Origin of the sequence: Aminobacter ciceronei (assembly GCF_014138625.1) — a bacterium.
GTDB classification, from domain to species: domain Bacteria; phylum Pseudomonadota; class Alphaproteobacteria; order Rhizobiales; family Rhizobiaceae; genus Aminobacter; species Aminobacter ciceronei.
The window spans coordinates 34,511-58,993 of sequence record NZ_JACJHY010000034.1; the positions used below are offsets into that span (position 1 = coordinate 34,511).

Annotated in this window: 29 protein-coding genes; 15 read left to right on the top strand and 14 right to left on the bottom strand. The window is 60.8% G+C overall.

The genetic code is table 11. From position 1 onward, the window contains the following. The first annotated feature begins 6 nt into the window (after positions 1-6). From nosZ to HNQ95_RS27195, 9 genes are all read left to right on the top strand, one after another. Positions 7-1,932, top strand: coding sequence for a TAT-dependent nitrous-oxide reductase (nosZ, locus tag HNQ95_RS27155; protein WP_067964956.1), 1,926 nt, complete (start codon positions 7-9; stop codon positions 1,930-1,932). Between the two features lie 5 nt (positions 1,933-1,937). Next, complete coding sequence (locus HNQ95_RS27160; RefSeq protein ID WP_154386983.1) at positions 1,938-3,308, top strand: nitrous oxide reductase family maturation protein NosD; 1,371 nt, start codon at positions 1,938-1,940, stop codon at positions 3,306-3,308. After that, positions 3,305-4,228 carry an ABC transporter ATP-binding protein gene (locus HNQ95_RS27165; protein ID WP_067964953.1) on the top strand — a complete coding sequence of 308 codons (924 nt, stop codon included), beginning with the start codon at positions 3,305-3,307 and terminating at the stop codon, positions 4,226-4,228. The genes HNQ95_RS27160 and HNQ95_RS27165 overlap by 4 nt, the downstream gene beginning before the upstream one ends. Next, positions 4,225-5,052 (top strand): ABC transporter permease, encoded by an 828-nt coding sequence (locus HNQ95_RS27170; RefSeq protein WP_182575673.1) that lies wholly within the window; start codon positions 4,225-4,227, stop codon positions 5,050-5,052. Before HNQ95_RS27165 ends, HNQ95_RS27170 begins: the two co-directional genes overlap by 4 nt. Further along, the gene (locus HNQ95_RS27175) at positions 5,049-5,561 is read left to right on the top strand and encodes a nitrous oxide reductase accessory protein NosL (RefSeq protein WP_067964949.1); all 513 of its coding nucleotides are present in this window, start codon (positions 5,049-5,051) and stop codon (positions 5,559-5,561) included. Before HNQ95_RS27170 ends, HNQ95_RS27175 begins: the two co-directional genes overlap by 4 nt. A gap of 1 nt (position 5,562) precedes the next feature. Further along, the gene (locus tag HNQ95_RS27180; RefSeq protein ID WP_067964947.1) at positions 5,563-6,558 is read left to right on the top strand and encodes an FAD:protein FMN transferase; all 996 of its coding nucleotides are present in this window, start codon (positions 5,563-5,565) and stop codon (positions 6,556-6,558) included. A 174-nt stretch (positions 6,559-6,732) separates the two neighbouring features. Continuing rightward, the gene (locus HNQ95_RS27185) at positions 6,733-8,079 is read left to right on the top strand and encodes a hypothetical protein (RefSeq protein WP_067964944.1); all 1,347 of its coding nucleotides are present in this window, start codon (positions 6,733-6,735) and stop codon (positions 8,077-8,079) included. 16 nt (positions 8,080-8,095) lie between these two features. Then, entirely contained in the window at positions 8,096-8,617 is a 522-nt protein-coding gene (locus HNQ95_RS27190; RefSeq protein ID WP_067964942.1) for a DUF2249 domain-containing protein, read from the top strand. Continuing rightward, on the top strand, positions 8,614-8,937 hold the full coding sequence (locus HNQ95_RS27195; protein ID WP_067964940.1) for a metal-sulfur cluster assembly factor: 324 nt from the start codon (positions 8,614-8,616) through the stop codon (positions 8,935-8,937). The genes HNQ95_RS27190 and HNQ95_RS27195 overlap by 4 nt, the downstream gene beginning before the upstream one ends. 12 nt (positions 8,938-8,949) lie before the next feature. On the opposite strand, the gene HNQ95_RS27200 is transcribed toward HNQ95_RS27195, so the two are convergent. The 4 genes from HNQ95_RS27200 to HNQ95_RS27215 all read right to left on the bottom strand — a co-directional run bounded on the left by HNQ95_RS27200 (position 8,950) and on the right by HNQ95_RS27215 (position 12,818). Further along, positions 8,950-10,542 (bottom strand): copper resistance CopC/CopD family protein, encoded by a 1,593-nt coding sequence (locus tag HNQ95_RS27200; protein ID WP_083948675.1) that lies wholly within the window; start codon positions 10,540-10,542, stop codon positions 8,950-8,952. A 52-nt stretch (positions 10,543-10,594) separates the two neighbouring features. Continuing rightward, a complete protein-coding gene (locus HNQ95_RS27205) occupies positions 10,595-11,125 on the bottom strand; it encodes a YcnI family copper-binding membrane protein (protein ID WP_067964939.1) in 531 nt (176 codons plus the stop codon). Between the two features lie 165 nt (positions 11,126-11,290). Beyond that, a complete protein-coding gene (locus tag HNQ95_RS27210) occupies positions 11,291-11,590 on the bottom strand; it encodes a hypothetical protein (protein ID WP_154386985.1) in 300 nt (99 codons plus the stop codon). Between the two features lie 613 nt (positions 11,591-12,203). Continuing rightward, complete coding sequence (locus tag HNQ95_RS27215; RefSeq protein ID WP_067964934.1) at positions 12,204-12,818, bottom strand: YitT family protein; 615 nt, start codon at positions 12,816-12,818, stop codon at positions 12,204-12,206. A 285-nt stretch (positions 12,819-13,103) separates the two neighbouring features. On the opposite strand from HNQ95_RS27215, the gene HNQ95_RS27220 reads away from it, so the two are divergent. Together HNQ95_RS27220 and HNQ95_RS27225 are read left to right on the top strand one after the other, a co-directional pair. Beyond that, the gene (locus tag HNQ95_RS27220) at positions 13,104-13,874 is read left to right on the top strand and encodes a GntR family transcriptional regulator (protein WP_263007977.1); all 771 of its coding nucleotides are present in this window, start codon (positions 13,104-13,106) and stop codon (positions 13,872-13,874) included. Between the two features lie 121 nt (positions 13,875-13,995). Beyond that, the gene (locus tag HNQ95_RS27225) at positions 13,996-14,898 is read left to right on the top strand and encodes a BRCT domain-containing protein (protein WP_169808361.1); all 903 of its coding nucleotides are present in this window, start codon (positions 13,996-13,998) and stop codon (positions 14,896-14,898) included. 148 nt (positions 14,899-15,046) lie between these two features. On the opposite strand, the gene HNQ95_RS34120 is transcribed toward HNQ95_RS27225, so the two are convergent. From HNQ95_RS34120 to ubiT, 5 genes are all read right to left on the bottom strand, one after another. Further along, positions 15,047-15,271: a type II toxin-antitoxin system PrlF family antitoxin gene (locus HNQ95_RS34120; protein ID WP_246787002.1), complete on the bottom strand. Its 225-nt coding sequence runs from the start codon at positions 15,269-15,271 to the stop codon at positions 15,047-15,049. 238 nt (positions 15,272-15,509) lie between these two features. After that, entirely contained in the window at positions 15,510-16,043 is a 534-nt protein-coding gene (gene mog, locus HNQ95_RS27230; protein ID WP_067964925.1) for a molybdopterin adenylyltransferase, read from the bottom strand. Next, positions 16,043-16,945, bottom strand: a complete 903-nt coding sequence (gene ubiV / locus HNQ95_RS27235) for a ubiquinone anaerobic biosynthesis protein UbiV (RefSeq protein WP_154386990.1) — start codon at positions 16,943-16,945, stop codon at positions 16,043-16,045. Before ubiV ends, mog begins: the two co-directional genes overlap by 1 nt. Positions 16,946-16,950: 5 nt before the next feature. After that, positions 16,951-17,934, bottom strand: coding sequence for a ubiquinone anaerobic biosynthesis protein UbiU (gene ubiU, locus HNQ95_RS27240; RefSeq protein ID WP_208993701.1), 984 nt, complete (start codon positions 17,932-17,934; stop codon positions 16,951-16,953). A 17-nt stretch (positions 17,935-17,951) separates the two neighbouring features. After that, positions 17,952-18,494, bottom strand: a complete 543-nt coding sequence (gene ubiT / locus HNQ95_RS27245) for a ubiquinone anaerobic biosynthesis accessory factor UbiT (protein ID WP_067964920.1) — start codon at positions 18,492-18,494, stop codon at positions 17,952-17,954. 609 nt (positions 18,495-19,103) lie between these two features. On the opposite strand from ubiT, the gene HNQ95_RS27250 reads away from it, so the two are divergent. After that, a complete protein-coding gene (locus tag HNQ95_RS27250) occupies positions 19,104-20,597 on the top strand; it encodes a UbiD family decarboxylase (protein WP_067964916.1) in 1,494 nt (497 codons plus the stop codon). 4 nt (positions 20,598-20,601) lie between these two features. Further along, complete coding sequence (locus tag HNQ95_RS27255; RefSeq protein ID WP_182575672.1) at positions 20,602-21,207, top strand: UbiX family flavin prenyltransferase; 606 nt, start codon at positions 20,602-20,604, stop codon at positions 21,205-21,207. 32 nt (positions 21,208-21,239) lie between these two features. Here HNQ95_RS27255 and HNQ95_RS34250 read toward each other — a convergent pair whose 3' ends face one another. From HNQ95_RS34250 to HNQ95_RS27270, 3 genes are read right to left on the bottom strand one after another with little or no spacing between them, the layout of a single operon-like run. Then, complete coding sequence (locus HNQ95_RS34250) at positions 21,240-21,641, bottom strand: YbaN family protein (protein ID WP_210283865.1); 402 nt, start codon at positions 21,639-21,641, stop codon at positions 21,240-21,242. Continuing rightward, entirely contained in the window at positions 21,638-22,024 is a 387-nt protein-coding gene (locus HNQ95_RS27265; RefSeq protein WP_067964911.1) for a hypothetical protein, read from the bottom strand. The genes HNQ95_RS34250 and HNQ95_RS27265 overlap by 4 nt, the downstream gene beginning before the upstream one ends. Positions 22,025-22,056: 32 nt before the next feature. Continuing rightward, positions 22,057-22,494: a DUF6746 family protein gene (locus HNQ95_RS27270; RefSeq protein ID WP_182575671.1), complete on the bottom strand. Its 438-nt coding sequence runs from the start codon at positions 22,492-22,494 to the stop codon at positions 22,057-22,059. A 251-nt stretch (positions 22,495-22,745) separates the two neighbouring features. Here HNQ95_RS27270 and HNQ95_RS27275 point away from each other — a divergent pair, with 251 nt between their 5' ends. Continuing rightward, entirely contained in the window at positions 22,746-23,450 is a 705-nt protein-coding gene (locus HNQ95_RS27275; RefSeq protein ID WP_182575670.1) for a Crp/Fnr family transcriptional regulator, read from the top strand. On the opposite strand, the gene HNQ95_RS27280 is transcribed toward HNQ95_RS27275, so the two are convergent. After that, a complete protein-coding gene (locus HNQ95_RS27280; RefSeq protein WP_376769275.1) occupies positions 23,447-23,689 on the bottom strand; it encodes a DUF1858 domain-containing protein in 243 nt (80 codons plus the stop codon). The genes HNQ95_RS27275 and HNQ95_RS27280 overlap by 4 nt on opposite strands. 169 nt (positions 23,690-23,858) lie before the next feature. On the opposite strand from HNQ95_RS27280, the gene HNQ95_RS27285 reads away from it, so the two are divergent. Then, entirely contained in the window at positions 23,859-24,128 is a 270-nt protein-coding gene (locus tag HNQ95_RS27285; RefSeq protein WP_182575668.1) for a DUF6522 family protein, read from the top strand. A 14-nt stretch (positions 24,129-24,142) separates the two neighbouring features. Here HNQ95_RS27285 and HNQ95_RS27290 read toward each other — a convergent pair whose 3' ends face one another. Continuing rightward, on the bottom strand, positions 24,143-24,382 hold the full coding sequence (locus HNQ95_RS27290; RefSeq protein WP_182575667.1) for a hypothetical protein: 240 nt from the start codon (positions 24,380-24,382) through the stop codon (positions 24,143-24,145). Positions 24,383-24,483: the final 101 nt, after the last annotated feature.

The window sequence follows — 24,483 nt, forward strand, 5'->3', positions numbered from 1 at the left end:
GCTCAAATGTCAGACGAGCAAATCAACAGACTGAATAGGCGACAGCTGCTGGGCACTAGCGTAGCCGCGGGCGCAACCGCCGTGAGCGGAGCCCTGACGCTGGCAGGCGGAGCCGTATCGCCCGCCGCCGCTCAGTCCTCTTCTGCTGCGCCGAGCGGCGAAGGCGGAAGTTATGAGGTGAAGCCCGGCGAACTCGACGAATACTACGTCTTCTTTTCCAGCGGCCAATCGGGCGAGGTCCGTATCGTCGGCGCACCCTCGATGCGCGAAATGATGCGCATTCCGGTCTTCAACCGCTGCAGCGCCACCGGATGGGGCCAGACGAACGAGAGCCGCAAGGTGCTGACCGAAGGACTGCTTCCCAACACGAAGGAGTTCCTGAAGGACAAGGGCGGGATCTACCTCAACGGCGACCTGCACCATCCTCACCCCTCCTTCACTGACGGAACCTACGACGGCCGCTATCTGTTCGCCAACGACAAGGCCAACACCCGCGTCTGCCGCATTCGTCTCGACGTGATGAAATGCGACAAGATCATCCAACTCCCGAACCAGCACACCGTCCACGGCCTCCGCGTGCAGAAGTATCCGAAGACCGGATACGTCTTCTGCAACGGCGAAGACCGGGTGCCGATCCCCAACGACGGCAAAGTGCTCGACGACCACAAGCAGTATCACGCGATCTTCACAGCCGTTGACGGCGAGACGATGAAGGTGGCCTGGCAGGTGATGGTCGACGGCAACCTCGACAACGTTGATGCCGACTATCAGGGCAAGTACTGCTTCGCCACTTGCTACAACTCGGAAGAGGGCGTGAACCTCGCCGAGATGATGGAAAAGGAGCAGGACTGGGTCGTCATCTTCAATCTCAAGCGCATCGAGGATGCCGTCGCCAAGGGCGACTACAAGGAGATCAACGGCGTTCCGGTGATCGACGGTCGCAAGGGCTCGCCTTACACCCGCTATGTTCCAGTGCCGAACAGCCCGCATGGCATCAATACCGCGCCCGATGGAATCCATGTCGTCGCCAACGGAAAGCTGTCGCCGACTGTGACGGTCTTCGACGTGCGCAAGTTCGACGAGCTGTTCGACGATAAGATCCAGCCCCGTGACACCGTCGTCGCCGAGCCAGAACTCGGACTCGGGCCGTTGCACACTGCCTACGACGGCAAGGGCAACGCCTACACGACGCTCTTCATCGACAGCCAGGTTTGCAAGTGGAACATCGACGACGCCAAGCGGGCCTTCAAGGGGGAGGCGGTCGACCCCATCCGCCAGAAGCTGGACGTCCACTACCAGCCCGGCCACAACCACACCTCGATGGGACAGACCAAAGAGGCCGATGGCAAGTGGCTGATTTCGCTGAACAAGTTCTCGAAGGATCGCTACCTCAACGTCGGGCCGCTGAAGCCGGAGAACGACCAGCTCATCGACATCTCCGGCGACCAGATGGTCCTGGTGCATGACAACCCGACCTTCGCGGAACCGCATGACGCAACCCTGGTGCACCGCTCCAAGGTCAATCCCGTTCATGTATGGAACCGTGAAGATCCGTTCTTCGCCGATGCGGTCAAACAGGCGAAGGCTGACGGGATCGACCTGATGTCGGCGGCGGAAGTCATCCGCGATGGCAACAAGGTGCGCGTCTACATGACGTCGGCGGCGCCGGCGTTCAGCCTCGAGAGCTTCTCGGTAAAGCAGGGCGACGAGGTCACAGTCTACGTAACCAACATCGACGAAGTGGAGGATCTCACCCACGGGTTCAGCATCATCAACTACGGCATCAATATGGAGGTCGCGCCGCAGGCGACCGCGTCGGTCACCTTCACCGCGAGCCAGCCAGGCGTGTACTGGTATTACTGTTCGTGGTTCTGCCATGCCATGCACATGGAGATGAAGGGCCGCATGTTCGTCGAGCCGCAGGGCGCTTGACGGCCATGACCCGTTCGGGAGCATTCACAGCGATGGGGGCGGCGGCGATTGTCGCCGTCCTCTCTGGCCCAGCCTGGTCGGCCAGCATCGTGGTCCCGGCGGGGAACGGAAACGTACAGGCCATTGTCGACGCGGCGTCGCCGGGCGACGTCGTGACGCTCTTGAGTGGCGAGCACAAGGGACCGATCGAGATCCGGAAGGCGGTGACGCTGGAGGGCGTTCCCGGAGCTGTCTTGATGGGAAGCGGCCACGGCAGCGTCGTGACCTTGCGGGCGCCGAATTCGGCTGTGCGCGGTCTCGAGATAAAAGGTTCGGGCACGGACATGGAAGCGATGGATGCCGGAGTGTTCGTCACCAAGACGGCGAGCGCGGCCATCGTCGAGCGCAATACGATCGTCGGAAATCTCTACGGAATCTATCTCCACGGTTCCCCGGACGCGGTCGCCAAGGGCAACCGTATCGTCGGGATGCGCGAGGGCCGCACGAATGAGGCCGGGAACGGCGTCTCGGTCTGGAACGCGCCTGGAGCCAAAGTCATCGACAATGACATCAGCTTTGGCCGCGACGGCATATTCTCAGTGACAAGCAAGCGAAACGTCTTCAGCGGCAACCGCTTCCGCAGCGTGCGTTTCGCGATCCACTACATGTACACCAACGACAGCGAGATCAGCGGGAACGTCTCGCTGGGCAACGCCGTCGGCTACGCGATCATGTATTCCAGCAGGCTCAAGGTCACCTACAATCTGTCGGACGGCGACCGAGACCGGGGCCTGCTGCTCAACTACGCCAACGGCTCGCAGATATCGGGCAACGTCGTGCGTGGGCGTCCCCAATCGGAGGAACGATGGAGGACGGCTGGACAGCAGACTAGCGAGCATGGCCTGCCGGCCGCTGCCGCCGACGCGCCGTCGTCTTCCGCCATGCGAATCGGCCCGGAGAAATGCGTCTTCATCTACAATGCCAACAAGAACGTCTTCCGCGAGAACTGGTTCGAGGGCTGCGAGATCGGCATCCATTTCACGGCCGGGTCCGAAGGCAACACCATGTCCGGCAACGCCTTCGTCAGGAACCGCAATCAGGTCAAGTATGTCGGGACCCGGGATCTCGACTGGCAGGTTGACGGACGCGGCAACTATTGGAGCGACAATCCGGCCTTCGACCTCGACTCCGACGGCATCGGCGACGCTCTCTATCGTCCCAACGATTTGATCGACAAGGTCCTGTGGACGGCTCCCCAGGCGAAAGTTCTCGTCAACAGCCCGGCGATTCAAGTTATCCGATGGGCTCAGGCGCAGTTTCCGGCGCTGCTTCCGGGCGGCGTGGTGGACAGCCGACCGCTGATGGCGCCTCCAGAACTGCGGGGAGCAGCGCGATGAGCAGCGAAACCGTAAGTGTAGAACGCGTGGCAAAGTCCTATGGCCGCCATGAGGCCGTGAAATCTGTATCGCTCGCGTTGAACGCAGGCGAGACCATAGCGCTGGTGGGGCACAACGGCGCCGGCAAAACCACCCTTATCAAGCTCATGCTGGGCCTTATCCGGCCGAGCGCCGGCAATGTCCGCGTGTTGGGGGAAAACCCGGCGGCAGGCGAATTTGCCGCGCGCAAGAGCTTGGGTTACCTGCCGGAGAACGTTTCGTTCAACATGGCGCTGACAGGGCGCGAGACGCTGGCGTTTTACGCTCGGCTCAAGCGCGCGGCCCTCTGCCAGGTCCCGGAACTGCTGGATCGGGTGGGGCTGAGCGCGGCGATGGACCGACGGGTAGGGACCTACTCCAAGGGCATGCGCCAGCGGCTGGGGTTGGCGCAGGCGCTTCTCGGAAGTCCGCAAGTTCTGCTGCTCGACGAGCCGACGACGGGGCTCGATCCGTCGCTGCGGCGCAGTTTCTACGCAATCATCGATGAGCTGAAATCCCAAGGAACCACCGTCCTGCTGTCGTCGCACGCCCTCACGGAACTCGAGGGAAAGGCCGACCGCGTAATCATCGTCAACCGCGGCATCAAGATCGCGGACGGCACGATAGACGAACTGCGCCATATCGCGCGGCTGCCCACGCGCATCCGCCTGAAGCTCGCAGACCGCGAACCCGGCACGGTCGAGCGCTGGATCAGCGACACGGGCAGGTGGCAACGGGTCAACGGCCACATGCTGGAAATCGACGCGGCCCCGGAAGACAAGATCCAGCTCCTGCGCAGAGCTGCCGCAGAAGGCGCGCCCGTTGCCGATCTCGACCTGATCCCGCCGACCCTTGACGAGCTCTACGCGCATTTCTTGAGCACGCAGGACGCACTGCCATGAAAAACATACTGATCCTCGCCCGGAAAGAGGTGCAGGAGGCCCTTCGCAACCGATGGGTCCTGGCGACAACGCTGTTGCTGGCCGCGCTTGCGCTGACATTGACGTTCCTTGGCAGCGCACCGACGGGCATTGTCGCCGTCGGCGCACTTGACGTGGTCATCGTCAGCCTTTCCAGCCTGACCATCTTCCTCGTGCCGCTAATCGCTCTCCTGATCTCCCACGATGCCATCGTCGGCGAGAAGGAACGGGGCACCATGCTGCTGCTGTTGAGCTATCCGGTTGGCCGCTGGCAGGTGATTATCGGGAAGTTTGTCGGGCATGTGGCGATACTGTCGTTCGCTACCCTTCTCGGCTATGGCGCGGCCGCCGCGGCGCTGGCGGCAACTGGTGCGGCCATCGACGCAGCAAGCTGGTGGGCGTTCCTGTCCATGATCGGCGCCTCGGTAATGCTTGGCGCTGGGTTCATCGCGATCGGCTACCTGGTGAGCGCGCTGGTGCGGGAGCGCGGGACAGCCGGAGGAATAGCGATCGGCGCCTGGCTGCTTTTCGTCCTCATCTACGACATGGGGCTGCTGGGGGTGCTGGTGGTGGATCAAGGCCGCAACCTGAGTGGCGGTCTGTTGGATACGCTGCTCCTGCTCAATCCAACCGATGTCTACCGCCTGCTGAATCTCGGATCCGGCAGCGCAGGATTGCTGTCTGGGATGGGTGGCATTGCACAGAGCAGCGCACTCACGCCCGCCATTTTGGTCGCGGCCCTTGCCGGATGGACGATCATCCCCTTGGCGATGGCCACGGTCGTGTTTTCGAGGAGAGAACTATGAGACTCGCCGCTGTTGCCTGCACGTTCGCTGCGGTCCTTTTTCTGGCAGGCTGCGGTGCCGAAGAACAGGCGGAGACGCCGCAGCCTTTTGCCCTGACGGAAAGCGCCATCGGCCACTATTGCGGCATGAACGTCCTGGAGCACCCAGGACCCAAGGGACAGATCGTGCTGGGTCGCATAGCTGAACCGATCTGGTTCTCGTCTGCGCGCGATGCCGTTGCGTTCACCATGCTGCCAGAAGAGCCAAAGAACGTCGCTGCTATCTTCGTCTCTGACATGGCAGCAGCTCCGACCTGGGAAGAGCCGGGCCCAGAGAACTGGATTGACGCCAGGAAGGCATTCTTTGTTATCCGCAGCTCCAAACGGGGCGGCATGGGTGCCGAAGAAACGATTCCTTTTTCGTCTGAAACCGCAGCCCGGGTTTTCGTGTCGATGCACGGCGGTGAGATCGTAGATTTCGCCAGGATTCCACCCGAATACGTGCTTGGCAAAAGCCAGGCGGGTGGCTGACATGGCCTCGTTCGTGAACCGTCGTCGCGCAATCGGGATATTGGCTGCCGCCTCGGGCTTGAGTCTAGTGCCGTTCGGTTCCGCTGTCGCAGTCCCGGCCCACGCCGTGGATTGGCGCGGGCAGGCGCTGGGTGCGCCCGCTGAATTGAGAATTCACCACCACGACCGCGCGCATGCGCAGGCGTTGGTAGAACAGGTCGCTGCAGAGGTCCGGCGCCTCGAACGAATCTTCAGCCTCTATCGCGAGGACTCGATCCTGGTTTCGCTGAATCGGCAGCACTCGCTGGTAGCTCCGCCTGAGGAACTGGTCGACCTGCTTGCCAAATGCCGCGGTTATTGGACGTTGAGCGAGGGCGCTTTCGATCCGACGATCCAGCCGCTCTGGTCAGCCTACCAAAGACACTTCTCAGTTCCCGATGCCGATGCGACAGGCCCATCGGACCGCGTTCTCCGAGAGGCGCGGAGCAAGGTCGGGTTTGACCGAGTCGTTTTCAGCCGCGACCGCATTGAACTCGCCGCTGGCATGGCGCTCACCCTCAATGGCGTTGCCCAAGGCTACATCACAGACCGCATCGTGACGCTACTGCGGGCTGGAGGCATAGGTTCCTGCCTCGTGGACATGGGCGAGTGCCGTGCCGTCGGCATGCGCCCGGATGGCAACGGCTGGCAGGTCGCGATCGCCGACCCGGATGACGCGGGCCGCCAACTCGCGGTCTTGGATGTCGTCGACCGAGCGGTAGCGACGACGAGTCCCTCTGGGTTCCATTTCGACAGCAATGGCCGCTTCAACCATCTCCTGGACCCGCGAACTGGCCTGCCGGCTCATCGCTACAGGAGCCTGACGGTGGTCGCCGTGGAAGCCGCCGACGCAGATGCCCTGTCAACGGCTTTCAGCCTGATGGACACAGCCTCCATCGCTGCGGCTGCCAAGAAGATTGGAAGGATCGACGTCCGCATCGCGCAAGTCGGCGGTCCCGAACTGGTGATGCAAACATGACGGAGCGGATATTCGAGCATGGGCCCGCCCAGTGCCCGAGATGCGTATCGGAACTTGCAGCGACATCGCTGAAGGTCAACCGCTGTTGCGGAGGTCGCGCGGAAATTTCGGGGATCGTGAGGACGGTTATGGCGTGGCCGCGTCGGATCGCAGCCCGGTCCTGAGGGGAGTTCAATGATCGGCGCATCCCTGTCGCGATGGACAGTGTCGTACTTCGCCGCCGCCTTGTTGGCATTGCTTCTGGCGCTGGCGCTGATGGCTGTCGGTTACGGTTTCCCTCACGTTCCAGTCGAATCGCCGCAGACGCTTGTGGTCGTGCATCTGGCCGTGCTCGGGTGGTTGAGCCTTCTGATGTGCGGCGCGCTTTTTCAGTTCGTGCCCGTGCTGATAGCTCGTCCTCTTTACAGCGATGCTGCACCCTTGTCGGCTCTCGTTTGCTTGGTGTCAGGCTTGGTGGCGCTCTTGCTCGGCTTTCTGGCGCTGGAGGGAAGAATAGCCGCGACGCCATCGTTTTTGGCTGCTGCGAGCCTGCTTCTGGTGATGGGATTTGGGCTGGTGCTTGGGAACCTGCTTGTCACGCTGTTGAAAGGTCGCCCACTACCCATCCCAGCACGCTTCGTGGTTGTCGGACTGGCAAGCCTCGCTCTGACTGCGGCCTTAGGCGTTACGTTCGCCCTCGTGCGGGGAGGCATTGCGGACGAGGAGCATCTCGTCGAACTCGCTTCGGCAGGCATTCCCATTCACGCTATAACCGGACTTGGAGGCTGGCTTGGATTCTGCGCGATGGGCGTGAGCTACAAGTTGCTGGCCATGTTCATGCTGGCGCCCGAGCTCGACAGGCGCGGCAGCCGCGCGGCGCTTTATCTCGGGACATGCGCCCTCCTGATTGGCATGCCTGGAGCTGTCGTTGCCGTCTGGTTTGGCGGGAGTCGCGATCTGGTGCTACTCGCAGCCGGTGCCCCAGGCCTGGGTGCCATGGCGTTCTACGGCCGGGATATTCTCCACGTCTATCGTGCGCGCAAGCGTCGAACAATCGAATTGAACGCTCGCATGGCCACCCTTGCCTTCGTTTCCTTGGCGGCCGCAGTCCTGCTCGCTGTGATCGCCACGCTCCTGTCGGAGATGCAGAGGTATTCCGCCCCGATCGCTTTTCTTTTCGCATTCGGCTGGCTTTCGGGGCTGGGGCTGGCCAAGCTTTACAAGATCGTAGCATTTCTGACGTGGCTCGAATGCTACGGCCCCGTTCTAGGCAAGATGCCGACGCCTCGTGTGCAGGATCTCGTCGTTGAACCACGGGCCGGGAAGTGGTTTCTGCTGTACTTTATTGCGGTATGGTTGGGCGCTGCGGCGCTTGTATTTGGGTACCCTGGGGCATTTCAAGCGGCTGCGGCGGCCATGCTCGTCGCGACCCTTGGCATTGTAGGCGAGCTCGTGCGCGTCAGGTATTTGGCCGACGTGCCCAAAGCTGGAATGCCATCAGGTGTTCGCAGGCCGCCCATGCTGTGGTCCGCGGCACAATGAGAGAAGGTTGACATTTATGACCACGACATTCGTAGACCTCGATGTACGGCCGCTGCTTGCGGCGGGCGACGAACCATTCGGCAAGATAATGGAGACGGTGGCATCGCTCGGGCCCGACGTTGGCCTCAGGCTTGTCGCGCCCTTCAAGCCCATTCCGCTGTTACAGGTGCTTGCTTCAAGAGGGTTCGACTACGAAGCAAGAGAGATCGGCGACGGGGACTGGGAGGTCCTGTTCAGGCCGTCTGGCGAACACGGGCCTGTCGGTTCCGCCGAGGAGGTGTCGTCGGAAAGGTGGCCGGAGCCAGTTCGTCACTTGGACAATCGCGATCTGGAGCCGCCAGAGCCGATGGTGCGCATCCTGGCCGAGGTTGAGCAAATGGCGCCAGGAGAGGTCATGTCGGCCCTGCTCGGACGTGAGCCAGTCTTCCTGTTTCCCGAGTTGGAGAAGCGGGGGCATCGTTGGAAGGGAGGCTTCGATTCCGGCGGTACTACCTATCGTCTCCTGGTTTGGATCAATGCGAAGGAGCGGGTTGGATGACGGTCGAAGCGACCGACGCGCTTGCCGGCCGGGTGAAGCAGGCGCTTCGTTTGGTGATAGATCCGGAGCTCGGTGACAATATCGTCGATCTGGGGCTTGTCTATTACGTGGCGGTTCACGAAGGAGGTGCGGCTTACATCGTGATGACGACCACCACGCGCGGATGTCCGGCGGCCGCCTACCTCAAGAACGGGGCTCGAGACAGCGCCAAAAGCGTCCCCGGCATTGGGTCGGTCGAAGTGTCTCTGACATACGAACCGGAGTGGAGTCCGTCGATGATGACCGCCGGCACAATGAGTCGGCTCGGCATTGCAGGCTAACGACCGCAGTACCTAAGGCGTAATCTCGATGCTCCCTTCGAGCTTCTCGAGCTCGAAGTCCGAGATCAGCACTTCGACCTGCACGACCCAGATTCCAGGAACGGGCAAGACCAGCCCGTCTACGCACCACTGGTCCTGGCACCTTCTCGCCCGGCGGCGCATAGGTCCGATTCCGGCTTCCGAATGTGTGGCTACGAGCTCGACTTGCCGCGGTTCAACCGGACCTGCCGCAAGAGCGATCGATACGCTGACCTGACCCGCGTGGCCGGGCGAAACGGTGACATCGGCCATGGCCGTCCCTGTGTGGACGTGCACCATCGCGATGTCCGCCGCGGCCATCGACAGTGTTCGCGGTGGCGGCGTAAAGCGCCAGACGGCGGCCACGGCAAAGATCAGAACGACAACAAGCGTCTCTGCCGCAATGGACCGTACCAGTTGGCGCGTGGCTGGCGGGACAGTCAGTTTCCAGCGATTTAGGATGGCAAGGCCGAAGAGGGCCGTAAGCAACGACAATTTGACCAAGAGCACGCGCCCATAGGCCGTGTTGACCAGTGCTGCAAGTTGCTCCAGCTGCACGCTGGCCATGACGATGCCAGACACGAGAATGGCCGCAACCAGGTACGGAATTGTCCTTGAGAACCGCAGGAGCGCATTGGCTGCCTCCGGGCGGCGACGGGCCAGCACAAGCCCGAGCGGCATGAGCGCGCCCGTCCAATACGCGATGCCGACGCCGTGCGTGAACACCATCGACCGCATGAGCCATCGGGGCTCCGCCGATGCGGCGTGGCCGCTTTGCGAAAGCGCAATTCCCACGCTAATTAACGCAGCGAGTGAAAGCACCCGCGCCTGCAGTCCAATTGACAGTACGCTGCCGAGGGCCATAGCCAAAACAATGACCGCGATGATGATTGTCGGTCCAAAAGCCGTGTTCATCGCAGCATGCCACGTGTCCGCCTCCAGCACGCGAAACATCGGGGCGCCGAGGGCATCGAGCCCCTGTGAGCCAGCGGATAGCCCGCACCCCGCGATGCCGAAGGCCGCCAGCATAACGACAGGAATGCGGCCTGACGGATCGCCTCTCGTGATCCACGATATTGCGAACGCACCTCCAGCCCCGAGAAACAGGGCTAGGTACATCACCACCTTCCCAATCCAGATGGATATACGGACGGAACGGCCACTGTCTTCGAAATTGGGCATTGAGGCAGTGCTTGGAATGCCTACCGAAAAGACAACCGAGCCTCCTATCGGGTGCCCGTCGGAGGAGACGACACGCCACGACAAGACGTAGGTGCCGTCAATAGGCGATGAAGGAAAGAAGATTCTCAAGCTTCGGTCAGTAACCTCGAAATCCGCAAGGTTGAGCGAAGTGCGATCTGGCTTGATGAGGTTGAGCAAGAGCGGCGAGACTGGTTCGCTGAACCTCAACGTCAGGAGCTCGGGCGGCCGCTCGATCACGGCGCCGTCGGACGGATTCGTCCCTACCAGGGACGCGTGAGCGAATGCAGGGACTGCGGACATGAACCCGATCAGGACGGCCAGCGTCAGAGAACGAAGCCGGCCGCTTGATATGGCCTTCCAAGCGCTGAGTGTGTGTCGGGTCATGATCGGTTTCCCGACGAAGCGAGGCGCGCCGAGCGCGCCTCGCTTTGCGTCATCAATGTCCGCCGACTTCGTGCAGCAGCTTAATGGCGGGAGCCGGCCGCTCGAGGTCGTCGGCTTTCTGCCCTGCCGCAGGAATCTCGATCCAGCGTTCAGCGGCGCCCTCAGGGCACTCTTGGACGACAGGGAAATAGAGTGGCTCGCCGGCCGCGAGGTCCGTCGTGAGGAAGGCCCGCAACGTGAATTCATCGTACTCGTCGTCAGCCAGGCTGCCGTCTGTCCAGACGACTTCCGTGATTCCTTCGCTGGTCGCTGTCCCGTGAAGGTCATACGACTTTGCGTAGGAACTTTTCACTTTCTCCAGCGTCCAGCCGGCCTTCGGCATCGGCTTGACCGCAATGACCCCCTCCGGGATCTTCACCCGTACGACATTCGTTGGCTTTCCTTCGCAGCCGTGGGGTACGCGAAGCACGGCCTTGTACGTCGAGCCGACAGCGGCCTCCTTGGTTTCGAGGCTCACGTGAGCAAGAGCATTGCATGCACCAATCGATGCCACCGCAGCGGCGACCAGAATTTGTTTCAACATCGGTTTTCTCCAGATTGCCGGGTTTCCGGCCGAGTTTCAGTAAAGGTGTTGTGTTGTGACGTATGGGGGTCGTGCGAGCGGGCTGACCTCGGAGGAGCTATCCGCCTCGGTCTGCGTGCGTCGGCCGCACGAAGGATTGACAGGGACGTAGGCTCCGTTGCCGCGTCAGTTGCGGTGCTCGCCAACCCCTTTGGCCATCGCCTCTACGAAAGATTGCTTGTTTCGTAGACTTGCCTGCAACGGCGTGCCGTTGTCGTTGCCGACGCTCTTTGCGGTAATGATTGCCGCTTCCCAACGGTTGGTACCGATCCCTCGGCCCTCCGACACGCAAAGCGAATGCGCCATCGCGAAAATCAGCGCGGCTGCAAAGCCGATGATGCCGATCCGCTCTTCCAGGCTACGGAGTCGTGAGGCTCGAGGGAGGTTGACCGGCGAACTCTTGATGGAACGGAATGGCTTGTTCATGGGCGTCTCCTCGGACACGAACACGCGGATCCATGGCCACGCCAAGGTTGTCAGGCGTGGAGGCGACATCGCAAATCGAGAGGATTGTCCGCGGCGATCAGGTCCGCAGCGGGGGCGCGCGTGGATGAACGGCTCCGTCAGCCGACAGCCGCGCCGGGCGGTACAGCCAAGGTCGGGTACCTGTGGAAACGCTGACATGTGGCTCGAAGAAAATCCAACCGCTGTCCGTCGGCACACCCGTTGGCTGCACCGACATGTTGCAGCTGATCGTGCAGCATTCCGGCCGCTGCGAATTCTCTCCGTCTGAGCCGCCCGAATGAATTCCGCCATCGCTTGTGACGCAAATCGAGTTTCCGAATGCGTCGAGCTGAGGATGCGGCCCAGCGGAGCCGATCGCGAACGCGCTGCCTATCGACTGCAGAATGAGCACGCAGGCCGCTGCTATCGCGACCCTGCAGCTCGTTTTTCTGCCCCGATGCTTCACGCTGTTTCCTTCAGGATCTTCGAGTGGCTCGTGGCCATCGATCGAACATGCGGCTGATATAGCCCGTCTCCCGTTCGCGATGTTTGTCCCCGGTCAAATTGGTGAGCGAATTGAGCTGCACACGGGTGCTCAGGCAGCGGACACGCCGCGGTATCGGCCAGGCTTGTGATTGATAGCCAAGATCATGTTGACGATCGTGGCGCCGAGAACCGAGAGCGCAAGATGGGTTGTCGTTAGGACAAAGCATGCTGCCGTCAGAATCGCCAGATCGATGGCTAGTTGGACATAGCCAGCCCTCACGCCCCAAGTCTCCTGAAGAAAGATCGCCAGGATGTTGACCCCGCCAAGTCCAGTTTTGTGACGAAACAGCATGAGAAGTCCGGTGCCGGAAAGCGCGCTTCCGATAACCGTTGCATACACCGGATCGAGGAGGGAGAAGTCGACCCATGACGTCGTAAAGCGTGAAAACACGGAAACAAGCAGCACAGCAACGAAAGTTCGTAGCGTGAATCGCCAGCCCATGCGCCTGAGCGCGAGCGCATAGAACGGTACGTTGATGAGGAAGAAAATGAGCCAAAAGCCCGTGTTGGTGACGTACTGCAAAAGCAGCGCCATGCCTGCCATTCCACCGACAAGCAGCATGGTCTTGCCGTAGATCATCATGCCCAATGCGACAAAGAGCGTGCCCAGGATCATCGCCAGCGCATCTTCGTAGAGCTTGTGCGGTTCGGCTCCTTCATCCATCGCTTCGTACCCGGGCTCTGTTGATTTCACCGTTTCCCAGAACCGGAGGCACGGTATCGCCCATCGAAGCAGGCAAATCACGTTGGCGGGAACGGTTCGTTGTGCTGGCGCAAACAGCACCGACGGGGAATGAGAGGCGCGATCTCTCCTAGGGAGTTGATATAGCGCAAAGTAATTGGCCGGGTTCTGTGGCCTCGTGTTGCCTTGGAAACAACCGCGGCGCCCATGCAGACATCCCAGGACGGATCAGTGACACAAGCGGTTCGAGGCGATCGATCTGTGTCGATGTCTCGGATATCGGCCAATGGCCCCTGTCAAAAGCCAGGCAGTCTCGCGCGCGAAGTAGCCTTGGCCGTCACCAATGCCATCCTGGACCATTCTCTGAAGCCAGGCACCAAGCTCTGCGAACAAGCGCTGGCGGAAGTATTCGGTGTCAGCCGAACGGTCGTCCGCCAGGCCATCATTCTGCTCGGGACCGAAGGACTCGTCGTGATTGAACGTTACCGAGGCGCGTTCGTTTCCAAGCCCGACTTCAACGAGGCGTTGGAAGTCTGCGAGTCCTTGGTCATGATCGAACAGGCGGCAGCAGCCTATCTTGTCAGGCATCTGGGCGAGGCCGAATGGTCCGAGATCAAGCGCCGGGTTGCCGAAGCTCGGCGACCCGAGGAACCGGGCACGAGTGAGCCGTCATGTGACCAGGATTTTCATTCGCTGCTCATTGAATGGACGGGAAATGAGGTCGCTCGATCCATTCACGCCCGGCTTTTTCGCCGGATGGAGATTGTCAGATCCTTGGCTCGCCCTGATGCCGATTACCGAGTGCAGGCGGAGCAAAACTGCAAGATGGTGGATCTATTGGCGCGGGGCCAGTTCCGCCAAGCTGCCATCATGATAGAGCGGCGCCGCATGGCGCCCATCCGGAGCGGATATGCCGAACGCCTTTACGAGATGCGCCCAGACGATGCGCGGATCTGCCTCGCGGATTGGCAAAGTCGGAGCCTATCGACACCTACAATGTTGGCCGAGCGTGCCGGACCAAATCGGAACAATGCGTGACTTGCTGGCGTTCAGTATCCATCAGGCATCTCCCAACGACATCTCATTTCAAGTTCATCAGAAATTGCGCCTCGAGAGGAGCGCAACTAAAACTCAGATACTGCTGTCAGGGGAGGGGACAATGACGGAGCTAAAGTACGGTGGATTTTCGCTGGGCCGTATCAACGCGAAACGCAATCACCGCAAGGCCGAGGCCTATTGGCTAGGCTTCTTAGAAGGTGTCTTGGCAAGCGAGTCGATCGAGAACCTGGAAATCGACTCCATTCGAGCCGAAGCGGCGCAACTGCTCTGCCTGTTCGGTGACGAAGATGCCGCTGATCTCATTCAGGATCTGGACACCGCCTACAACGACTACCACGGCGAAATCTACGGCGTGATCTCCGGCATTGTCGACTATCGCTCGAGGCCTTTCGACCAAGCACCAGAGCCTAAGGACCACTGTAACCGCTTCTTTGGCTTCTGCGCGGGTATTGCCTGCGACGGCCGCCTCAAGGTCAACGAGGTCGAGAAGCTGATTGGCATGATTGACCAGGACACCGAGTTCTTGGACGACGCCAGGATAGCGGGTTTGCGGAAAGTTGCTGCCGAAGCAATCTCCGACAGGCAGCTGTCGGCGGAGGAAGAAGAAGACATCAGCGAATGGATTGCCCGGCTGGTCGGCGACAGTTGCGCCGACACGGGGCTGCCAACCTATGGAAACAGTCCATCGATTGACGGAGTTCTCAGGGACCCGGCCACGGTTGTGTTCGAGAACGCAGCATTCGTGGTGACCGGGGCGTTCAGCATGGCCCCACGCAAGGTCATCGAGAGTTGGATCGCCAGCAGGGGAGGAGTCGTCACCAAGAGCATCTCCCGCAGCACTGACTATTTGATCGTCGCTGCTGTCGCTTCGCGTGACTGGCTTCACAGCCACCAAGGAACGAAAATCATCGAGGCGAGGAAGCTCCACGAGCAGGGAGGCCGCCCTCATTTTGTCGACGAGCTGACGTTCCGAAAAGCTCTGGAGCTTTGCGGCATTCGGTAGCAAAAACCACCAAGTTTGCGGATCGAGCACCTTGCGGGCCTCAACTTCCTCGATCAGAGCTTGGAACTGGTCGAGCAAATGGGGCTGCGCGTAATTCGACTATCCGTTGATAGCGAGAGGAGCCTTAGATCGCTCGTCTCGTCTCGTCTCATTCGTCGTCGGCAGCCAGGGTTGCCTCAAGATCAACATCGACATCCCCGACCAGTGCTTGCATCCGATCATGCAGCGCCCCGTCGAACGCCTTCAGCCGCTCCGGGTGCGCTTGAATATCTGCTTCGAGAAGATTCAGAGATGCGCCCCGAGCGCCGGATCGGCGGCCTCGGGCAGCCCCTCGTCGCCCTTCCCAAGCTTCAGATGCTTTGCATCGGTGCACTCCTGGCTTCTTTTCCGGTGATTTGGGCCAACGCCTATCCCTGGCCCAGGTTTGTTATGCGGACTATGCGGGTTTGGCACTGCACCTGCAGTTTTGAGGCTCGAACAGAAATCGCGTCACAATGCACTCACACGTGTCAAAAATCCAGATTCATTGACTAGGGCCGCGGATTACCTAATGCCGAACCTTTATCCATGGAGGTGGCTTGTCGGCTGCTGCTTGATCCGGAGGCGGCCGCTCAAGCGCCCGAATCTGGCAGAGTTTCCGCTATCTTCTTGGCCCCGATCAGTTCAAGACAGTAGGGAACCGCCGGAAATACGGCGGCAAGGCAGATGCTGATCGAGGCAGGCTTGCCCGGCAGATTTATGATCAGGGAACGCCCTCGAACGCCCGCCGTTTGACGCGACAAGATGGCGGTCGGCACTTGCTCCAGACTTACCCGTCGCATCAATTCGCCGAAGCCGGGCAACTCTTTCGTCAAGACCTGCTGAGTAGCTTCCACTGTCAGGTCGCGCGGGGCAGGGCCCGTGCCGCCAGTAGTCAGGACGAGGTCGACGCCGTCTGTGTCGCATAGTTCGAGAAGCACATTTCTGACACTTTCGACCCCATCCGGAACGATCCTTCGGACGAACTCACATGGACGTGCCATCGAACGCCACAGCCATTGCTCCACGGCCGGACCGCTCAAATCTTCGTACTCGCCGCGGCTTGCCCGGTCGGAGACAGTGACGATCGCGATCCGCGCAAGGGCGTTTTCTGAATTCAACGTCATCAGGTGCTTTGGCCTTCACTGTGAAAACCCGGCTTGCCGCTGAGGTACCCGTCTACCATCCCTCCCGGAAGATCGAGGCACGACAAGGCAAATCTCGTCGAGGCCGGCGATTGGGCGCCGTCAAGCAGGCCGCGATAGGCTTCGGCGACCGCCACCATGTCGGCAGTATGGGGAGATAGGCGCAAGCGCCGGATGCCCTGCGCGCGCAAGTCCTCAGGTGTAGGACAGAAAGCCTGCACCTGGTTGGAGAGTGTCTGAACGCCGTTGACGGCAAGAAATTCCTGTCCGCCGATCGTATCGACCGCAAGGCCGTCAGGGTCCTGTTCACACGTAAACTGGCAGGAATCCTTGTGAAGATTGTTCAGCCTCGCGTGATAGCAGCGACCAGAAAGGGCCAGCGGCAGTCTCCCGAATGCGAAGATCTCAAAATCGACGTCGGAACAGTTGCGGGCAATGCTGCCGATGGCATCCAACGAAAGTTCGACCGGGGGGCAAATGGTGCGTGCGCCACGCGCAGCGAAAAACCGGGCAGTGGATTCGTTGTAGACATTCACGAACGGCCCAATCACGAAGGCCTGTCCGGAACGGGCTGGGATGGCCGTCACGTCGTTGATTTCGACTAGCCGCCCCTCGCTGCACCAATCGTTTACGGCCCTGCGCTCCCGAACCGTGGCAGGTGCGGCAAGCGTGGAGAGCACGACTTCCTTGCCGCCGCGCTCGAGCCGCTCGATTACTTCGGGCCAAATCGAATCGGAGAACGGCATTCTCTTTCCGCAGACGACTTCGCCGACATGCACCCTGTCGACGGCAGCCTGATCCGCGATCCGCCTGTAGAAATCCGCCAACCGATCGGCTGGCCAGTGGAAAAAGACCGGGCCAAGGGTCAATGCAATTCTTGGCATTACGCTCATCTCCACGTCTTCTTGTAGGCGCCTTCGGTCTGCCGTCCTCCCTCGGACATGCCAGCCAGGATCCGGTCGATCTCGGCCGCATCGCCCCCTGCCTCGACCGCGTCGACGGCCCTCCGGAAAGCACGGACCACCTCGGTGACGTATGCTTTGCCGCGCTGGCGACCCTCGATCTTCAAGGCTGTGACTCCGGCCGCTTTCAGTCCCGCAAGCACTCCGCCAGCGTTCAGGCTGACTGGGTCTTCGAACAGGTAGGATGTCTTGCCGCCGGCCGTGAAGCGGCCCTTGCACAGGGTTGGATATCCGGTCGGCTGACTCTGGGCATAGCGATCGATAGTAAAGCCGGCGAGCCGCGCCGCAGTCCCCTCGGCGTCATCCTCATAGGTGACGTGTTCCGGCGGCGAACAGACGCCGCTCAGATTGGGGGACTTTCCGGTGGCGTAGGAAGACAGGTAGCAGCGGCCTTCGACCATGACGCAAAGGCCTCCGAACACGAACGCCTCGGTCTCCACGTCGATCATGCGATTGAGCGCGGCTATCTCCTGGACTGAAAGCACTCGCGGAAGGACAACGCGCCTGACACGGAACGCGTCGACATAGAACTTGACGGCCTCTGGGGTCGATGCGGCCGCCTGCACGGACAGGTGAAGGCGTAGCCCTGGATGGCAATTCGCGGCATGGTCCAGGACAGCCAAATCCGCCGCGATGACTGCGTCCGCTCCGCATTGAGCGGCCTCGTCCACGGCCTTGTGCCATAGGTCCACGCGGCCAGGCTGAGCGAATGTGTTTATCGCGACGAGTACCTTTTTCCCGTGATCGTGGGCAAATCGCACGCCTTCTGCCAACTCGGCGGTCGAGAAGTTCAAGCCGGGAAAATTCCGGGCATTGGTCTCGTTGCGGAACCCGCAGTACACGGCATCGGCGCCTGCGACGACTGCTGCACGCAAGGTGGCTGGCGTGCCGGCTGGACAGATCAATTCCATTGGCTGATTGCTCATGGTCAGGAACGCTCCCCTTGGTCCAATCCCCGACACGCAAGCCGCCTGGCGGCACGAAGGCTGCCGAGTATGGCGTTGTCCGCGAGGCGCCCCAGGGCACCGTGGAGACCCAGCAGGTCCGCTGGCCGCAACTCGGCATCGTCAATGGCATTTCTAAGCGCCAGCACAGCTTCCGTACGGCCGCCGATTGAGACGATGCGCCTGAAGAAAAGAGCGTCGCCATCAAGACTGCCATCGAGCAACCCCAACAGCATCAAGATGGGGCCACTGATAAAGACGGCTGCGGACGATGTCTCCGACTTGCCGACGACACGGACAAGAGAGCGCTCCCCGTCCGGCACGACAAGAAAGGCAAAGGAAAGATCGGTTGGATCGACGAAGAAGCACGCGGACTTATGCTCGCCTAGTCGATCGAAGAGGTTTGGCTGCCTTTTGGCAAGGTCGCGGAGGGCCTTCGTTAGAAGGGTTCCGAGCGGCAGAGCGCCGATTTTGGGAAACAGGATTCGGGCGAGCGGCAAGGAGCCGTCCCTTTGTTCGTCGGCCATGCTGTCTCCCTCGGTGAATCCGCTTTGCTGGCGGTCTTAGGGACGAAAGCCACGGCGCTGTTTGTCGAATCTCAAAGAACAAACAGATTCCTCCTTGGTCCGCGCGATCGAGCTTAGAAGTCTCCCAAGCGAGGACGCGCAAGGAAGCCGTCTTCGATGCAGTCTGGAGCTAGGCTGCGGACATCCGCCTCGTCTCTCGGAATGAACTGAAGATCGAAACCAGTTCCCGCAATCGCCGCCGGAAGGAGGTCGGAGGCCGCCAAAGGGTGCTGCAAGGCACAAAGCAGTTCGGCCCGTGCAAAATCCCTCTCGCCCGCCCGATCAAGCCGCGGCTTCTCGAACGGCAGTCGTCCTCGCTGAATGCTTCCTTGAAAGCAAGTCGACCGCAGGGAGACGATTGCCGCTTCCAACAGTCGTGCGCAGTGCGCTCCAATGTGCATTCGCCACCCATGCTCCGTTGCAGGAAGGCATGGATACCGCCCCTCGACCGCGCGCGCTTTGTGCCAACGCAAAGAGCGTCGCCGGATGTTTGTGAAAGGTCAAAGACGGGAGCCAGTCACCGTGGCAAACGTGCGCCGTCGCCCGCGTCGCGCGACGGGATTTGTACTTATGCATCATAGATCGCTGCCGCTTTTCAATGACCTCTCCTCGTTCCTGTCGCACCTGGACGAGCGAGGAGACGTACGGCATGTCCAGGCACCTGTTTCGATGCACCTCGAAGCAACCGAGGTGCATCGGCGCACGATCGCCAAGGGCGGGCCAGTGCTGAGGTTGGAGAAGCCGATCGATGCGCAGGGAAGGGTATCGACCTTTCCTGTCGTGACGAACTTGTTTGGGACGCGAGCGCGCGTCGCCGCCGGGTTGGGCACCGACCTCAATGGCCTGGACTCGTTCGGGAAGCTTCTCGCCTGGATGAGGTCCCCGCAGGCGCCAAGGACACTGGGCGAAGCGCGAGACTTACTCCCGGCGGCTCGCAGCGCGCTCCTGGCACGGCCAAGGATCGTAAAAGCGCCTCCCAGTTGGAGCGAAATCCCGCCCGACCTGTCCCTCCTTCCAGTCCAGACATGCTGGCCAGGTGACGCGGGCCCGCTGATTACCTGGCCCGTAGTCGTGACCCGCGCACCTGGAGCTGACGATCCAGGAACGTACAACCTGGGCATTTACCGAATGCAGGTGATCGATAAGGATCGCGCAATAGTCCGTTGGTTGCCGATGCGCGGCGGTGCGGCGCACCACCGTATGTGGGCGGCCCGCTGCATCGACATGCCTGTCGCAGTGGTTATCGGCGCCGATCCAGCAACGCTGCTCGCTGCCGTAATGCCGGTGCCCGAGGGCGTGACCGAACTTGCGTTGTCCGGCATGATCGGAAACAAGCGACCACGGCTGACCGCGTGCGGCAGTATCCCGCTACACGTTCCTGCAACAGCCGAGATTGTGCTGGAAGGCACCGTATCCGCCAAGGAAACTGCTCTGGAGGGCCCGTTTGGCGACCATACCGGATACTACAATGGCGCTGAGCAATATCCGGTGTTTCGCCTCAACAGAATCCGGGTCCGTGACCAGGCCTGTTATCTGACCACCTACACCGGAAGGGCTCCTGACGAGCCCTCGGTATTGGGCGACGCTCTTACTGACGTGTTCAAGCCACTTCTTCGGCAACAGATCCCAGAAATCCGTGACGTCTGGCTTCCGCCGGAAGCCAGCTCCTACAGGATCGCCGTTCTGTCCATCGCCAAGAAGTACCCGGGGCAGGCGCGTCGTGTGATGATGGGCTTCTGGTCTCTGCTGCCGCAGTTTTCCATGACGAAAATGCTCATCGTGGTCGACGACGACATCGACATACGTTCGTGGCCGGACGTGATGTGGGCAATCGGAACGCGCATGGACCCCTCCCGTGACCTGATGACCGTGGACCGCACTCCGATCGATCACCTCGATTTCGTGTCTCCGCTTGAAGGGTTGGGAGGGAAACTCGGCATCGACGCAACGCGAAAAGTCGGATCAGAGACCATACGGGACTGGGGAAGCGAATTGCGCATGTGTCCAGAGATCGATCGGCAAGTGTCGCAGCGATGGAATGAAATCTTCCCGGAGTTCGGATAACGCCATGACCAAGCGCATCATTTTGGGAATAGCGGGGGCCTCGGGTTCTGGCCTGGCCCTCGAAACCCTCCGGCAGTTGGCCAAGGCTGGAGCTGAAACGCACCTGGTGGTTTCGATGGGCGCCAGAGCAACCATCCAGCATGAACTCGGTGATGAGGGCCTTGCCCGCATCACCGAACTGGCAAGCCGAGTTCACTCGCCTCACGACATGACAGCTCCGATCGCCAGCGGGTCTTTCCCAAACGACGGCATGATCGTCGTTCCCTGCTCCATGCGCACGTTGTCCGCGATAGCGCATGGATTAGGCGATAACCTGCTGACCAGGGCAGCCGACGTCGCCCTCAAGGAAAAACGCCGACTGGTGGTCGTTCCGCGTGAGGCGCCCCTGCACGAAGGTCACTTGCGGTCGATGCTGACGCTGGCAAGGCTGGGAGCGACGATTGCGCCTCCGATGCCACCGTTCTACGTGGGCATGCACAGCATCGACGAGATGCTCAGGGAGATCGCAGCGCGGCTGCTGAACTGGGTGGGCGTTGATCCAGGCAGCGCGATGACCCGATGGAGCGACCTGCCACAAGGTCGGCTGCCTTCACGCGAACTGGACATCTGAAACTGCCAGGGGGCTGTTGATACGCGCCGGCCTTAGCGTACCCGTTCTTCAACCTGCCGTGCAGGCGGAACTGGCCTCGTCAAGATGAACGCAGCCGCGGCCAACATAGCCGTGGCCTGCATGGTGATCGCCACCAGAGGCACGCCAGCCAGCACCGATAGAGACAGCGCCAGCACCATGGAAAACAGAGCAAGTCTCTTCGCGCGGCGTGAGATCGCGCCGTAAGCCCGCCAATCCCTGATAGCTCGGCCAACTTGCGGATGTGCCAAAAGCCGCGAGTGGAGTTGCCGAGAACTCCTTGAGTAACAGAACGCGGCGAGAACCAGGAAAGGAGTAGTCGGAATCAGCGGAAGAATGGCGCCTATCAATCCCGCGAAGAGGGCGGAAGTGCCAGCCGCCAGCCAAATCAGCTGGCGGATACGATGAAGTGTCACGACTGCGAAGGCTCCGCTCCGTCAGCAGGCAGGATCGCCAGGCTCCTCATGCACAGCGCGCCTTCTCCCGATGTGGCAGCCACTTCGTCGAAGAGCAGCGCCAGCTCCGTATAGACGCTGCGGTCGGGCTCTGCCGCAGCCAGTTCATCGACTTCGCGGAGCAGATCTACGATGGCCTCTATCCGCTCTCGGTGCTGCCTCGCCCGTACGAGGTGTTCGCGCTGGACGCGCCTTTGCTCGAGCGCGGTAAAGCGCGTCAAAGCATCATCGAGCCGGGCACGACATTCGCAGTCCAAGTCTACGCCAGCAATGACAGTCTTTATGCGGCGCACCACCGAGCCATCTGCATGGCGATCGACGCCACCGAGTGCGTTGTAACTCATTTGTCAGCTACCTTCGCATGTTCGTTGGAGTTCTATCTGCCGCCTTTGCCGACCGGAGCTGGGCGCGGAAGCAAAGCAGCCCGCGCCACCGCTTCCTTCAATTGGGGAAAGGTCGCCTGAAGGACCTCCCGGTCGGTCGCCTCTGAAGCACGGTGGAGAATCTCGACAGTATGAACCAGGGTTTCAGACTGATCGTTGGGGCGACCTGCAATTCGGCTGGCCGCAGCCTCCAACTCGTAGCTTGCTTTGTGAATGCTCGCGTAGTCGTCCGTCGCCAGAGCCTGCTCGACCTTAGACAGTGCCCTCCGCATCATGGCGCTTGCTTCTTCCACAGTGCGGGGAATTTCCACGGCATGGTGTTTTGCGGGCTGTCCCATAGTCCCGGCGGTCGGCAAGCCGACTGCTGCCGCCAAGAGAATAGCAGCGCTGATGCCGCTTCCCAGGGTGAGCTTCTGAACCCAGGCAGTCATCTCTGCTCCTTCGATCGCTATGCGTCGTAAATCGGCAACCGAGCAACGAATTGTGCCCGGGCGATTGATATCTACACTTGGGCCGCACTTTTCCGTTTGCGCTGGCGCAAACACGATGTTGGAGTTTGAGCCGTGCCCGGTCGACGGTTGCGCCCTGCCTCGGACCGCTCACGCGGCAATATCGCTCACTGCAGCGCGGTTGCGACGCGACGCCGACTGTGAAAAAATCTGCGAGTAACTGAGGGAATGTCTTGGGCCGAGTCGACCGTTCGCTGATTGCCGGGCTCCCGCTGTTCGCAGGAATTGCGCCAGAAGGACTCGACAGAATACTGGCGGGAGCGCGATCCACGCGATATGCGAAGGATTCGGCCATCTTCGAACAAGAAGAAGAGGCCCACGCGTTCTTCCTTCTGCTGGATGGGCATATCCGAGTTGTGCGAAGCACTCCTGAGGGACAGCAGGTCATAGTTAGATACATCAGTGCTGGCGAGATATTCGGAATAGCGTCGGCGCTCGGACGCACGACTTACCCGGCCACTGCGTTCGCAGTAGTGGACTGTGTCGCGCTTTCGTGGCCCACCTCTATGTGGTCAGAGCTGTCCGCTCAGTTTCCGAGCTTTGGCGCAAATACGTACAAGACAGTTGGCACCCGACTTCAGGACACGCACACGCGCGTCGTGGAAATGGCCACGGAACAAGTCGAACAGCGCGTGGCTCATGCCCTGCTGAGGCTCCTGGAGCAGACAGGGAAGAAGACAGACGAAGGAATCCTTATCGACTTTCCGATCTCGCGGCAGGACATAGCAGAGATGACGGGCACGACGCTGCATACCGTGAGCCGGCTGCTGAGCGCGTGGGAAGACAAAGGGCTGATACGGAGCGGACGTCAGAAGGTCACAGTGGTCGACCCGCATAAGCTGATGTTGGTTGCCAATGGTCGGAGCGAACGGAGCTAGCCTGCGTTTCCCTGTCGATCAATTGCAGCCGCCAGCTGATTCAGAAAAGAAGTTTCATCCAACTCGTGTTCTCGACAAGCGTCGGATACGGTATGAAACGACCCGATAGGGCAACCTACACACAGCATCCGATTTGCGAGAAACACCCGGATTGTGTTGGGCCAGAGTTTCATCACGTCGTCGACCGCAAGGTCCGGGTCAAAGCGCTTGCTTGAAGCCATCTCATTTTTCCCATGCATTTCGTCTTAGCATCGCCGATCCGGCCATCCTTTCGTTGCGCTCCGTCAATCAACGCGGAAGTTCGGCGTCGGAAAAGCGGGTGACGATTCGTGCATCTTTGCGCCTTCGCAACGACATCGGCTGACGCGTGACTAGGCTGCCATTCGCTGAACGAGACGGAGAACGACTATGGCGATGGTTCGCTGGGCCCCCGACGGTCCCGAGATCGATGCGACCGTGGCTGCCCGCGGAATGAAACTGGCTGTCGAGTACTTCCTAAGGAAGATCCAGCAAGGGCACATCAAGTGCCTGGTCGAACGGGGAGTTGGCGACGATGAAGGGCGGCACCGCCTGTCCTTCAGATATCGCGATCGCGAACTGCTTCTTATCGTTGCCGATGACGGCCAAGTCCTCAGCGAGGAGCTGACCATGGCGCCTCGCAAGTTCGCCTGGAAATAAGCAAGTCGAATAGACTAGGGGGTGTCCTGAGCTGGACCGACGTCGTCCTCGTCGGGTGCAATCAGATCGATCAAGGCTGCCACCCGGCTTCCTGGCAGCGGCCGGCCTTCGCCCATCAACGCGTCGTCCCCGAAGACCCACGCCCAAGCCTCTTTCAACTCTGTCAGCGAAGCTTCTGTCAAAATGAGTTCCGCAATCATTTCGTCGTCCACGCGGCCGAGGACCGAGACGACATCTTCGCGTGTCATGGTCATCGCTTCCTCCGTCGACCGTTTCCAGGTCGTATCAGAACACCAACGCAGCAACCGCGAGAAGGCTGATAGCCAGCACTGCAAGGCTTGGAACCAGCACTGCA

Coding starts and splice junctions, on each gene's coding strand:
- nosZ (WP_067964956.1), top strand. CDS start 7: ATGTCAGACGAGCAAATCAACAGACTGAATAGGCGACAGCTGCTGGGC.
- HNQ95_RS27160 (WP_154386983.1), top strand. CDS start 1,938: ATGACCCGTTCGGGAGCATTCACAGCGATGGGGGCGGCGGCGATTGTC.
- HNQ95_RS27165 (WP_067964953.1), top strand. CDS start 3,305: ATGAGCAGCGAAACCGTAAGTGTAGAACGCGTGGCAAAGTCCTATGGC.
- HNQ95_RS27170 (WP_182575673.1), top strand. CDS start 4,225: ATGAAAAACATACTGATCCTCGCCCGGAAAGAGGTGCAGGAGGCCCTT.
- HNQ95_RS27175 (WP_067964949.1), top strand. CDS start 5,049: ATGAGACTCGCCGCTGTTGCCTGCACGTTCGCTGCGGTCCTTTTTCTG.
- HNQ95_RS27180 (WP_067964947.1), top strand. CDS start 5,563: ATGGCCTCGTTCGTGAACCGTCGTCGCGCAATCGGGATATTGGCTGCC.
- HNQ95_RS27185 (WP_067964944.1), top strand. CDS start 6,733: ATGATCGGCGCATCCCTGTCGCGATGGACAGTGTCGTACTTCGCCGCC.
- HNQ95_RS27190 (WP_067964942.1), top strand. CDS start 8,096: ATGACCACGACATTCGTAGACCTCGATGTACGGCCGCTGCTTGCGGCG.
- HNQ95_RS27195 (WP_067964940.1), top strand. CDS start 8,614: ATGACGGTCGAAGCGACCGACGCGCTTGCCGGCCGGGTGAAGCAGGCG.
- HNQ95_RS27200 (WP_083948675.1), bottom strand. CDS start 10,542: ATGACCCGACACACACTCAGCGCTTGGAAGGCCATATCAAGCGGCCGG.
- HNQ95_RS27205 (WP_067964939.1), bottom strand. CDS start 11,125: ATGTTGAAACAAATTCTGGTCGCCGCTGCGGTGGCATCGATTGGTGCA.
- HNQ95_RS27210 (WP_154386985.1), bottom strand. CDS start 11,590: ATGAACAAGCCATTCCGTTCCATCAAGAGTTCGCCGGTCAACCTCCCT.
- HNQ95_RS27215 (WP_067964934.1), bottom strand. CDS start 12,818: ATGGATGAAGGAGCCGAACCGCACAAGCTCTACGAAGATGCGCTGGCG.
- HNQ95_RS27220 (WP_263007977.1), top strand. CDS start 13,104: ATGTCTCGGATATCGGCCAATGGCCCCTGTCAAAAGCCAGGCAGTCTC.
- HNQ95_RS27225 (WP_169808361.1), top strand. CDS start 13,996: ATGACGGAGCTAAAGTACGGTGGATTTTCGCTGGGCCGTATCAACGCG.
- mog (WP_067964925.1), bottom strand. CDS start 16,043: ATGACGTTGAATTCAGAAAACGCCCTTGCGCGGATCGCGATCGTCACT.
- ubiV (WP_154386990.1), bottom strand. CDS start 16,945: ATGCCAAGAATTGCATTGACCCTTGGCCCGGTCTTTTTCCACTGGCCA.
- ubiU (WP_208993701.1), bottom strand. CDS start 17,934: ATGGAATTGATCTGTCCAGCCGGCACGCCAGCCACCTTGCGTGCAGCA.
- ubiT (WP_067964920.1), bottom strand. CDS start 18,494: ATGGCCGACGAACAAAGGGACGGCTCCTTGCCGCTCGCCCGAATCCTG.
- HNQ95_RS27250 (WP_067964916.1), top strand. CDS start 19,104: ATGCATCATAGATCGCTGCCGCTTTTCAATGACCTCTCCTCGTTCCTG.
- HNQ95_RS27255 (WP_182575672.1), top strand. CDS start 20,602: ATGACCAAGCGCATCATTTTGGGAATAGCGGGGGCCTCGGGTTCTGGC.
- HNQ95_RS27265 (WP_067964911.1), bottom strand. CDS start 22,024: ATGAGTTACAACGCACTCGGTGGCGTCGATCGCCATGCAGATGGCTCG.
- HNQ95_RS27270 (WP_182575671.1), bottom strand. CDS start 22,494: ATGACTGCCTGGGTTCAGAAGCTCACCCTGGGAAGCGGCATCAGCGCT.
- HNQ95_RS27280 (WP_376769275.1), bottom strand. CDS start 23,689: ATGCATGGGAAAAATGAGATGGCTTCAAGCAAGCGCTTTGACCCGGAC.
- HNQ95_RS27285 (WP_182575668.1), top strand. CDS start 23,859: ATGGCGATGGTTCGCTGGGCCCCCGACGGTCCCGAGATCGATGCGACC.
- HNQ95_RS27290 (WP_182575667.1), bottom strand. CDS start 24,382: ATGACCATGACACGCGAAGATGTCGTCTCGGTCCTCGGCCGCGTGGAC.